We start from the raw sequence: 10,580 nt of genomic DNA on the forward strand, positions 1-10,580 counted from the left end.
TCCGCTCGACTTGCATGTATTAGGCACGCCGCCAGCGTTCGTCCTGAGCCAGGATCAAACTCTCCATAATAGTGAACGATTGCTCGTCCGAATATTTGAAAGCTGACTTGCTCAATTGACTTGCTAGCGAGATTTTGCAATCTCATTTATAGTCGATTACTCGACTGTGCTTACTCACTCGTTGTTCAGTTTTCAAAGATCAATTTCTTTCACTCACTGCCGTGTTACCGAAGCAGCGAGAAGTAATATACCATATCTGTTTTTCAATTGCAAGCTTTTATTTTCTCATCCATTCGTGAAGATATTCAACACGTTCAGATCTTAATCACCGCTTGCGCTCGTCCCGTTTGGAACAAGAATCATAATATAGCACATAGGATTTTGGAATGCAACCCTCACACTAATTTTTATGAAAAGAACCCCCTAGCGCCAGATATTATCTGAAAGCTGTGAGGCTCAACGGGTTTTCACTATGAACTATTTTAACCTGATACTTTTAATCAATATTTCTAGTGGTTCTCTATCCTCATTTTCACCGCGATTATCATGCTCGACAAGTCTATCCAGACGGGCCACCTGGTGACCATAATCATACATAGCCGCCGCGACAATGGACAACCGCAGCAATCCATCGGGCTGTTTCATATAGCGGTCGATAAGAACAGTCATGAAACGCTCATTCTCCGCTTCCATTTCCAAGCCTTCCGTGAGATCATCTTTTAGTTTGTCATCGAATTTTAACAGAACATGTTCGTGGAACTTTATTAATTTCTCCATATGTTGATCGAAATACTCATCAATCGCTTCCGTCCGGGAAGCCTGAAAGTAATGCTCATCTACGGCTTCAAGAACTTCAAGCCCTTTATACATAACTAGCAATTTTTGCTTATATACAACAAGCTCGCGAATGCGACTAAAGCCATTGCCTTTTCCTTTGAGCTTTTTAATCTCTTCTTCCATGAGCCTGTACTTGTCCGACAAGGATTTCAGGCTGCTGCGCAGGCTTTCTTTTTCCTCGCGAAACACGGTTTCCTTCATTTCATTAGAGATTACGGTGCGAAGGAGCAGCGACATTTTGCTGAAAATAGTTTGGATCTGTGCGGCGAATTGCTCTTTGGGCTTGGGCGGAAAGAAAAAAATATTCACGACGAAGGCACAGCCGATACCTATTAAACTCAGCAGCAGCCGGTTGAGCGCGAACTCCCATTCCCCGGAAGCCTCCATCACCGCTACAACGGTAACCAAAGTAAGGCCTATCGTTTCTTCCATTCGCATTCTAAGACTGATGATGATGACAATAATACAAACGATTCCAATAGCAATAACATTATTCGAGAAAAACATACCAGCCAGCAGCGCTAACGCCGCACCAAGAATATTCGTCTGCAGCTGCTCCAGAAAATAACGCCACGATCGGTAGATCGAAGGCTGCATAGCGAAAATGGCAGCAACAGCGGCAATCACAGGAGGAGTAAAATTTAGCCAGGCACTGATATATAAGGCCAAAGCAACAGCGATACCCGTCTTCCAAACACGCGCACCGAAAACCATGAAATCCCCCTCATCCAAAATATTGATTCACTATTATCTTACACAGGTAAAGGGGTTGATGCAAAATAACCGCTGTATCGACTTGCCTGGATTGTTCCAGGCAGCCTGCATGGCAATCTATTCGTGAAGCCATACTGTTAAAGTAATTTCCATATCCCGTCTGGAGGCGACTTATGATCAAACAAAAATGGCGAATTCCGCCCACGCAAGGGCTTGGATTCAGGCTCAGCAAAGGACAAGTGGTTCGAGTAACCGACGTGGACGGCGAGCAGGTTGCGGACTTTGTGGCCTATCATGAAAACGACTTTAGAGAACGACTGGATCCGGGAGTTACGATGGATGCCTTGCATAAATTGAAAGTGAAGCCAGGAGACACGCTGTATACCAATACCTACAAGCCCATGCTAACGATAGTAACCGATCAGGTGGGTCAGCACGATTTCATTAATCCCGCCTGCCGCAGCGAAATGTATGAGGTTCTTTACAATAAAAAAGATCATGCAAGCTGCTATCATAACCTGAATCAGGCCGTTGCCGAATTCGCAATACCTGCCCCCGACCAGCACTATCCCGTCAATTTATTTATGAATACCGTCATTCACCCATCTGGGGAAATCACGGTAGAAAGGCCGCTATCGAAGGCCGGGAATTATGTTGAGCTTCGAGCGGAAATGGATTTAATCGTAGCCGTCTCAGCTTGTCCCTGCTCGGAGAGCGCCTGCAACGGATTCAAGTGCACACCTATTGACGTAGAAATTATGTAGGCATTCACCCAACTCTTCTTCTCCGCATAATATGCTCCGAATGGATGAAGGAGGGTTTGGTTATGGTTCTTTTGAAATCCAAGAGTTGGCTGGATCATCATTTAACTGAGCTGCCTGCTTGGCAGCAGGATGCCTTTCGCAAGTTCGGTCATATGATTGCAGACGAGGACCGGATGTACCCCTGCATACCAGGGAGACAGGGTTTTCTCGCCGATAGTTTGCGTTTCGGATTCGCAGATGAGCCTCGATCCGAAGAAGCGATTGAACAAGTTGCGCAGCTGCTGCATCAGTACGGCGAATGCTCCCGGGATACCGGCAAATATGCTTCGCTTGTTATATTTTTTGAAACACCGGAAGAACTGACGGCCAGCTTCACCGTGGAAGATTACGAGCAGATCTTCTGGTCCGTTTTGAGCAGAGTAAGCGCCAAAGATCAGGTGCCCTGGCCCGCACATATTCCTCAAGATCCGTCTCATCATGCCTGGGAATTCTGCTATAGTGGCCATCCCTATTTCGCCTTTTGCGGGACGCCTGCCCATCATGTTCGCCGAAGCCGGTGGACGCCTTATTTCCTCATTACTTTTCAGCCTCGATGGGTTTTCGAAGAAATCAATGATTCAACGGCGTTTGGACGCAATATGAAAAAACAAATCCGCCAAAAACTAGTCGAGTACGACGGTGTTCCGGCCCATCCCTCGCTCAAATGGTACGGTCAATCCGATAATCTGGAGTGGGAGCAATATTTCCTGCGTGACGATGTGAGTGTGGCTCCTAAATGCCCTTTTGCATCTATGGCGATGAAAAAAATGTAACGAAAAAAACCAGCTAAAGTCTGAGCGACCAAAGCTGGTTTTTCGTCAATTAATGAATCGTTGCCTGGTTGTTTGGGGGCATTTGCGGCATGCCTTGTGCCGGGACAAACGTATTCAGCATTTTCTGCATATCGGCGGTCCCGAGCTGTGGAACCTGGTAGTAGGCATTTCTGTTTTGATACAAGAAAATTTCATACGCCATCTCGATAAAATTCTGTACTTGTGAAGCCAGCACGCGACGCACAGCAGGGTTCGTCACCTCAACGGAAGTCATCGTCAAGAGCGATGCATGCGTTTTGATAAGCCCCAGCATATGCGCGCTGATACCAGCGTCCTTTACATCAGCCAGCGATTGATTCGGCTTTTTGGGCTGAGTCGGCTTGATTCCATAGATCGGCTGAGACAGGTTTCGGATCATGTAAGTCTGCGTCTCATTGCTCGGCTTTTGGCCAGTAGTAAAGCACTCTGCCGTTAAGTTGTAGTGGTACAGGGTAAAGCTGTACTGATGATCCAGAATGTCCAGAAGCTCGGGATCTTGGACAAACTGTCTGAAAATCATGCATTGGTCCAGTACATTGATGGCACAGGCTAACACTTCGTGCAAATCAAATAGCTCATGCCCTCCATGATTCATGTTAGGCGCCATTTGATTCATATTGTTTAATGGTGTTTGCTGCTGCATCTCGAAGTCTCCTTTAATAGGTGGATTGGTAACTTCGATAATATGAGCTGGAATGGCGAAAATTATACGTTCCGTCTACTTCAACAGCAGGGAAGCCCAAGTGGTTTCAAGCCACTGATCAAAGTCGGCTCCTTTGTCGCCTTCGTACGTATCGTACACGTCGCTTCTCGTTTTCTGCAGCTTTTCTTTGAATTCTTCATAAGTATGGCCTTCCGGCAAACTCTTCTTGATGCGGACAAATACCTTGCCTGCCCCTTTGACCAAATCGCCCCTCTTCCGCGGCGGCAATTGGACATCTTCGCCAAATGCCCGCAGCTTGCGGTAGGCCGCCTCTTGAATGGGATATACGGCATCGCTCGTCAGAATACGAGTCAGAATATTTATGCTCTGTTGATCGTTCCACTGACCTAACTGTTCAACAGCATCCAGACGTTCTCTCCAATTGGATGTCCGGTTCGCGGATTTTTTTAATTCATCAAAATTGGCTGGCATTTCATCGTTTAGTTCTACGTTCAACTGGCTCAAGCTCCTTCGGCTGCTGCAATTTGCGCATGTTTTTTACTACAATGATGTTACACTTTTTTGGAGCGAAGCGCCAATAGGCGGGATTCACGGCTGCAAAGCTCGAAAGAACAGCTCGAAACTAACGGCCATCTGCGTGTTGAGCTTCTCTTCGCCTCTCCCCATCCCCCAACAAATTAATACGCCCATATACGTTTGAATAGCTTGATCCGCGATCATTTCTGCAGGAAAGACGGTCGCGAACTCCCCTCGCTTCTGTGCTTCTTCTATAAGAGGAATAATCACTAATTTTAGCTCTTCCAGTATTTGCAGCTGATTGGATAGAGATTTTTCGTTGCTTAAGTTGCTTTGAAATAAGGCACGGGCCAGCTGTCTTGTATAGGGGACAAGCCTTACTAATTCTATTAGGAATTCCCGTAAATGAGGGAGAATCGGTCCGCTTTTATCTTTCAACTTAACGAACTCAGTCGCTGCCCAGAATGTTTGGATATCGCAGAGCACTTCTTCTTTACTGGCAAAATAGTTAAAAAACGTTCCCTTCGCAACACCGGCTCGCTCCGTTATTAGGTGAACCGTTGTCGCTTCGTAACCTTGCTCCGCAAATAGTTCAAGTGCTGTATCTAGAATCTTTTTGCGCGTGGCTCGCTTTTTTTCCTCACGGTTCATAGGTTCATCTCCGTTTACTGCTAGTGTTTACGCTGTATTTAACAAGTATAGTGGAAACGCCAGGTTTGTTCAATCTATAAAATGACCCGTAGTTCAATAATTTATGAGTATCTATTATTTATCCAATTTATATAAAATTGATTCCTTTATTTTAAGCTTGTTTATTTATTTTAAAATAATGACTATCGGTTTAAAAATTTTCTTGACCGAAGGTCATATTTCAGTTATAACTACAAACAGATACGTTTTTAGAGAACGATAGGAGGGTATACCGAGATGATTGAAAAATGGATCAAAGCGTTAGCAAAAACAAAATGGCTTATTTTAGTTCTTTGGCTGGCCATTGCGGTAGGCTCGGTGTTTGTACTGCCTGACCTGGGTCAAATCGTCAGACAGACCGAATCGAAGTTCCTGCCAACGGATGCGCAGTCCGCGCAGGCTCAAGCCATCCTGGAGAAGATGGACCCTGATCGAAAATCGAAATCGAACGCCATCGTCGTTGTGCAGCGGGAAAGCAAGCTCACCGATCAAGATCAAAATTGGGTCAAAGGCAGGATTGCCGCTCTTAAAAAAGAACAAGATGCGCTCGGCATCGTCACTGTCCTCTCCGCCTTCGACGACCCTTCGCTCGCGCAAAAATTTATAAGCAGCGATGGAACGACGGAACTTGTGATTGTCGAGTTTCCCCTTCAGGTTCAGCAGGCTTCCACTGCGGACAGTGTAAAGCTGCTCAAGGAGAAGTTCAACTCGCCGCCAAATGGAGTAACTGTTGAGTTTACAGGCAGTGCTCCCATTTTCATGGACTATACGACTTCGACCAATGAGGGATTGAAAAAGACAGAGGTTCTCACGCTCGTCCTAGTCTTGGGAATACTCTTGTTTGTATTCCGCTCCCCGATTGCCCCTTTTATTCCTTTGCTTACCATTGGGGTTGCGTTTATTCTCACGCGCGGGTTAGTCGCTTTATCCACGAAAGCCGGAATGCCAGTCTCCTCTTTTACAGAGACATTCCTGATTGCTGTACTGTTTGGCGCCGGAACGGATTATTGCATCCTGCTGATTCACCGTTTCCGTGAAGAATTGTCCAAAACAACCGACCGGGTAACCGCGCTGCTGCGCACGACCCAAACGGTAGGTAAAACCGTTCTCTTCTCCGGAAGCACAGTGTTCATCGCCTTCTTTTTGATCGGCTTCGCCAAATTCGGCTTATATCAATCTGCCGTTGGCGTCGCTATAGGCATGGCGGTCACTTTACTGGCGGCGGTCACGTTGACCCCGGCACTGATGCTAATCCTCGGTCCAGCGATGTATTGGCCGGTAAAAGTGAAATCCGGCGCCGCACACGGCGACTCGAAGCTATGGGGAGCTATGGCTCGTTTATCCGCTAAGAGGCCGGTTGCCGTATTGCTTGTTTGTATGCTTGTGCTGACTCCCTTCATCTTCCTCTTCCAAGGGAATCGCTCGTTCGATGATCTGGCCGAAATCAATCCGGGCATTAGCGCTGTCAAAGGCTTCAGAGAAGTTGAAGCCAAATTCAGCAGCGGCGAGGTGCTGCCTACAACGGTAGCCATCACCTCATCCAGTTCGATGAAAACACCGGAAGGATTAGCCGCGCTTGAGAAAGCGAGCCAAGCAGCAAGCCAAATCGCCAACGTCAAAGAAGTGCGAAGCGCCGCCAGGCCACTTGGCAAACAGCTCACTGAGCTGACCGTTCCGAATCAATTGGAACAAACGAACAAAGGGTTGACGGAGCTGGGCTCGGGAATCGACCAGGTCAACGACGGCTTCAAAAAAGCGCAGTCCCAACTAGAAACCCAAGCCGGCGATGTTACGAAATTAACGCAAGGCGCCGAGGAAATTGCAAAGAAGCTTACCGAGGTGCAAGGCGGACTGAAGCAGGTATCGGGAGGAATTTCCCAATCGGAGCAAGGGGTGCAGCAGTTGGTAAAAGCATCCGGCCAATTACAGGGAACCTCCGCTTCGATGGGGGATGATTTATCTAAACTCGTTCAAGAATATCCTGAACTTGCGAAAAGTGTTACGTATCAGACCTTAGTCGGTAAACAACAAGGATTAACTGGCGGTTTAGTGCAAACGGAAGCCGGCTTGCAGCCTTTAGCTAAGGGGCTTGCGCAGCTGGTGCCTTCCGTTAACCAGCTAACAACCGGCATCGGACAATTGGCCGACGGACAAAAGCAAATCAGCGGCGGCATTCAGCAGCTCGAAACGGGACTCGGCCAGTTTTCTTCCGGCCTTGGTGAGGGCACTAGCGCGCTGACCAAAGTATCGGATGGCATTCATCAGGTTGTCGAAGCCCAAAAAGGGATCGCCGACAACAGCTCCAAACAGATCGCTGGCTGGAACTTGCCCAAAGAAGTACTGGAGCAAGCCGGTTTCAAGAAGTCCTTAGAGTTCTACATGTCTGAGGACGGTAAAATTGCCAAACTCGAAGTCGTTCTTGCCATCAATCCATACTCCAAAGAAGCCATGGGGAAAATGGATGAAATAAAAAATGCCATCACCGGCAGCTTACATGGCACCGTCCTTTCGAAGGCAGACATTAAACTGGCTGGACAAACGGCGAATTATCACGAGTTAGACAGCATCTCGCAGCATGACTTTTATCGTACAGGAGCATTCGTGCTAATTGGGATTTACCTAGTGCTGGCTCTACTGCTTCGTTCCCTGCTCATGCCTTTGTATATTTTGCTATCACTTGTTTTTAACTACTTGGTTACGATGGGCATTGTGGAATTTATTTTTGTGAAGCTCTTCGGCTTCGACGGTTTATCCTGGACCGTATCGTTCTTCGTTTTCTTGATCATCGTCGCACTGGGAGTGGACTACAGCATCTTCCTCATGGCGAGATTCAAAGAAGAATATCGCCCGGGCCGCATTATCGAAGCGATGGGCAAAGCGATGACGACAACAGGCGGCGTCATCATGTCGGCCGCGCTTATTATGGGCGGTACCTTCGCTGCGCTCATGTTCTCCGGCGTGCACACGCTTTTGCAGCTCGGCGCCGGCATTACGATTGGCTTGGCCATCTACACAACCGTGTTCATGGGACTGATCGTCCCTTCCTTGGCTGTCCTCTTCGGGGAAGCCAATTGGTGGCCCTTCTCACGCAAGCCTTCCACCGTGGCGGAGAAAAATGCTCCTTCCGTGGAACCTGCAACACAGCATTAATACTCAAAAGCCTGGGGCGTGATCGCCCCAGGCTTTTGACGTATGGATTTATATCTAGCGCTCTAGTTTGAATTTACAACAACTCCCCTGCAGTACTTGCAAACTGTCGCATCCATTTCGATTTCCTCATTGCAGTAAGAGCACTCCTTATGTGTTTTCGCTTCCGTTGACACAACCGCTCTTCTCTTGTTCCCGCTCATGACAATCAACACAACAATTACAATAATAACTACGGCGATTAACCAAAAAATCATACCGAGACACCTCCTAGTTGATTACCAACTTTTGATGAATCCGTATATGTATATTCGCCTATGCTTGTCTATTTGTCTTTGTCCTTATTTGAAAATGATGACTGCGTCCAAAAATATCTCGCACATGGGTCCCGCTGCTTTCATAGAGGCTTTCCTGAATGAAACTCTCTTTTGGCAGAGATAGCAATGCATCCACCCGCTCTTGTATTCTTTCCCACTCAAAAGCATGTCTACCATTATGCATCGTTACATGCGGTACATTGTACAGAGCCCATAATCTCCAATCCACATGCTCCAATACAAATGTTCCGTGGCGAACAGCAAGTGTAGGAAACGGGATTTTTATCGTTCGTGCGGCCTGGATGCCATTTTCGTTGATAAGAGGAACTGCCCACATGCTGTTGCAATCCAACCTTATTTGTTGATTCGTTTTGATAATTGGAGATTGAAAACCTAAGGTGGCAAGTCGGCGCTTGGTAAGTTCTACTGCATGCACATTACAGTCACTAGCTACCCACCTGCGTCCCATTAGTTCCGCTGCCACAGCCATACTGCCGCTTCCGCAATAAAAATCACCGATCAGATCTCTCTCGCTTGTTGTAGCTTCCAAGATCCTCCGCATCAGCTTCTGGGGCTTTTGTGAAGGGTACAAAGCGTCTTCTTGCCCAAACTCATCATAAAATCCAACATCGTCCCAAATGGACGGGATCAGGAGTCCGTCTTTTTTCATATAATGCGCAGTCTTCCCATAGAAAAAAAGAGATTCATGCGATAAGCCAAACTGACATCGGTATGAATAGGGATTCTCTGTGATTTTCCAGATGACTTCACATATAAAGTGATCTCTATGAAAAACGTATCCAGAAGCACCTTCAGATAGTGGCCCTCTTTCTGCGAGATCTGCAAAACTAGTACGCCTCTATCACTTAAAAGCTTTCTAGCCAGCTCGATTCTGGCCTTATAATCCGCTAAATACAGCTCCGGCTTCTCATAAAAGTGTATACTTTTCAGCTCCTGCCAAGGGTTTGCCAACTCTACATCGGTTCCCTGAACCTGCATCGTAAAAATGCGTCCCGAGTTAAACGGTCCATCCAAGTAGATCATATCAAAACTGCCCGCGTAGCCGCTATGAATCAATTTTTTCATTACCTCTAGGTTATCGCCATGGTAAATGGTCATATGCTCCCCCCAATTGAGAACAGCACCGACTAGATACAGGTGGGTTTCAAGTTTGAAGTAAATGATACCTTACAAGAACTCATAGCGTATACGGGAAATCTGTCGAAAATGATAAAAAATTGATAAAATTTGTCGTTTGAAAAACAAAGAGCCACCCGAAGGTGGCTTTCTCTCAGTGGACGGGGGAAGGGACTACTAAAACAAAAAAGACCACCCGAAGGTGATCTCTTTTTTAAGCGGGTGATGGGAATCGAACCCACGCTACCAGCTTGGAAGGCTGAAGTTCTACCATTGAACTACACCCGCATAATATAAAAGTCGGGACGACACGATTTGAACATGCGACCCCCTGCTCCCAAAGCAGGTGCTCTACCAAGCTGAGCTACGTCCCGAAAAGATACCGGCGAGAGGACTCGAACCTCCACTCGTGAGAACTCGATTTTGAGTCGAGCGCGTCTGCCATTCCGCCACGCCGGCATATGTGGCGCGCCCTGAGAGATTCGAACTCCCGACCTTTTGATTCGTAGTCAAATACTCTATCCAGCTGAGCTAAGGGCGCGTATGAAATTGATGTAATAATGCCGAAGACCGGACTTGAACCGGTACGATAGTCACCTATCGCAGGATTTTAAGTCCTGTGCGTCTGCCGATTCCGCCACTCCGGCTTACTTAAGGCAGAAGGCGCTACCCAGATTCGAACTGGGGGTAAAGCTTTTGCAGAGCTCTGCCTTACCACTTGGCTATAGCGCCAAAAAGCGGAAGACGGGATTCGAACCCGCGACCCTCGCCTTGGCAAGGCGATGCTCTACCCCTGAGCCACTTCCGCATATAAATTGGGGTCCCCCAAATGATTATGGGGATCATGCGCGTAGAGGGACTTGAACCCCCACGGTCGCCCGCTAGATCCTAAGTCTAGTGCGTCTGCCAATTCCGCCATACGCGCATATTGTACAAAAGGCAA

Annotated in this window: 10 protein-coding genes, 8 tRNA genes and 1 rRNA gene; 3 read left to right on the forward strand and 16 right to left on the reverse strand. The window is 47.3% G+C overall.

All coding sequences use genetic code 11. The annotated features are described in order from the left end of the window. Positions 1 to 70, reverse strand: a 16S ribosomal RNA gene (locus GC097_RS28890); the annotation flags it as partial. Between the two features lie 407 nt (positions 71 to 477). Next, entirely contained in the window at positions 478 to 1,551 is a 1,074-nt protein-coding gene (locus GC097_RS28895) for an FUSC family protein (protein ID WP_171686744.1), read from the reverse strand. Positions 1,552 to 1,727: 176 nt separating this feature from the next. Here GC097_RS28895 and GC097_RS28900 point away from each other — a divergent pair, with 176 nt between their 5' ends. After that, positions 1,728 to 2,315, forward strand: a complete 588-nt coding sequence (locus GC097_RS28900) for a DUF1989 domain-containing protein (RefSeq protein ID WP_312875744.1) — start codon at positions 1,728 to 1,730, stop codon at positions 2,313 to 2,315. A gap of 62 nt (positions 2,316 to 2,377) precedes the next feature. Further along, positions 2,378 to 3,127, forward strand: a complete 750-nt coding sequence (locus GC097_RS28905) for a YqcI/YcgG family protein (RefSeq protein WP_171686746.1) — start codon at positions 2,378 to 2,380, stop codon at positions 3,125 to 3,127. 49 nt (positions 3,128 to 3,176) lie between these two features. Here the strand turns inward: GC097_RS28905 and GC097_RS28910 are convergent, their stop codons facing one another. The 3 genes from GC097_RS28910 to GC097_RS28920 all read right to left on the reverse strand — a co-directional run bounded on the left by GC097_RS28910 (position 3,177) and on the right by GC097_RS28920 (position 4,997). Beyond that, complete coding sequence (locus GC097_RS28910; protein WP_171686747.1) at positions 3,177 to 3,809, reverse strand: spore coat protein; 633 nt, start codon at positions 3,807 to 3,809, stop codon at positions 3,177 to 3,179. Positions 3,810 to 3,884: 75 nt separating this feature from the next. After that, the gene (locus GC097_RS28915) at positions 3,885 to 4,301 is read right to left on the reverse strand and encodes a HEAT repeat domain-containing protein (protein ID WP_171686753.1); all 417 of its coding nucleotides are present in this window, start codon (positions 4,299 to 4,301) and stop codon (positions 3,885 to 3,887) included. A 117-nt stretch (positions 4,302 to 4,418) separates the two neighbouring features. Continuing rightward, positions 4,419 to 4,997 carry a TetR/AcrR family transcriptional regulator gene (locus GC097_RS28920; protein ID WP_171686748.1) on the reverse strand — a complete coding sequence of 193 codons (579 nt, stop codon included), beginning with the start codon at positions 4,995 to 4,997 and terminating at the stop codon, positions 4,419 to 4,421. A gap of 276 nt (positions 4,998 to 5,273) precedes the next feature. Here GC097_RS28920 and GC097_RS28925 point away from each other — a divergent pair, with 276 nt between their 5' ends. Continuing rightward, positions 5,274 to 8,186 (forward strand): MMPL family transporter, encoded by a 2,913-nt coding sequence (locus GC097_RS28925; protein WP_171686749.1) that lies wholly within the window; start codon positions 5,274 to 5,276, stop codon positions 8,184 to 8,186. A 62-nt stretch (positions 8,187 to 8,248) separates the two neighbouring features. Here GC097_RS28925 and GC097_RS28930 read toward each other — a convergent pair whose 3' ends face one another. The 11 genes from GC097_RS28930 to GC097_RS28980 all read right to left on the reverse strand — a co-directional run bounded on the left by GC097_RS28930 (position 8,249) and on the right by GC097_RS28980 (position 10,562). Beyond that, positions 8,249 to 8,440, reverse strand: a complete 192-nt coding sequence (locus GC097_RS28930) for a hypothetical protein (RefSeq protein WP_171686750.1) — start codon at positions 8,438 to 8,440, stop codon at positions 8,249 to 8,251. Positions 8,441 to 8,498: 58 nt separating this feature from the next. Beyond that, positions 8,499 to 9,275 (reverse strand): DNA methyltransferase, encoded by a 777-nt coding sequence (locus GC097_RS28935; RefSeq protein WP_376768434.1) that lies wholly within the window; start codon positions 9,273 to 9,275, stop codon positions 8,499 to 8,501. After that, positions 9,167 to 9,586 carry a site-specific DNA-methyltransferase gene (locus GC097_RS28940; protein ID WP_171686752.1) on the reverse strand — a complete coding sequence of 140 codons (420 nt, stop codon included), beginning with the start codon at positions 9,584 to 9,586 and terminating at the stop codon, positions 9,167 to 9,169. The genes GC097_RS28935 and GC097_RS28940 overlap by 109 nt, the downstream gene beginning before the upstream one ends. 268 nt (positions 9,587 to 9,854) lie before the next feature. After that, positions 9,855 to 9,925: transfer RNA gene (locus tag GC097_RS28945), tRNA-Gly, on the reverse strand. A 12-nt stretch (positions 9,926 to 9,937) separates the two neighbouring features. Next, positions 9,938 to 10,011, reverse strand: a tRNA-Pro gene (locus GC097_RS28950). A gap of 6 nt (positions 10,012 to 10,017) precedes the next feature. Then, positions 10,018 to 10,096 (reverse strand) — tRNA-Leu (locus tag GC097_RS28955). 5 nt (positions 10,097 to 10,101) lie between these two features. Continuing rightward, a tRNA-Arg gene (locus GC097_RS28960) sits at positions 10,102 to 10,178 on the reverse strand. Between the two features lie 20 nt (positions 10,179 to 10,198). Continuing rightward, positions 10,199 to 10,284: transfer RNA gene (locus GC097_RS28965), tRNA-Leu, on the reverse strand. A gap of 14 nt (positions 10,285 to 10,298) precedes the next feature. Further along, positions 10,299 to 10,369, reverse strand: a tRNA-Cys gene (locus GC097_RS28970). Positions 10,370 to 10,373: 4 nt separating this feature from the next. After that, positions 10,374 to 10,445: transfer RNA gene (locus GC097_RS28975), tRNA-Gly, on the reverse strand. A 37-nt stretch (positions 10,446 to 10,482) separates the two neighbouring features. Beyond that, positions 10,483 to 10,562, reverse strand: a tRNA-Leu gene (locus GC097_RS28980). Positions 10,563 to 10,580 lie beyond the last annotated feature (18 nt).

The organism is Paenibacillus planticolens (assembly GCF_013141725.1).
GTDB classification, from domain to species: Bacteria; Bacillota; Bacilli; order Paenibacillales; family NBRC-103111; genus Paenibacillus_E; species Paenibacillus_E planticolens.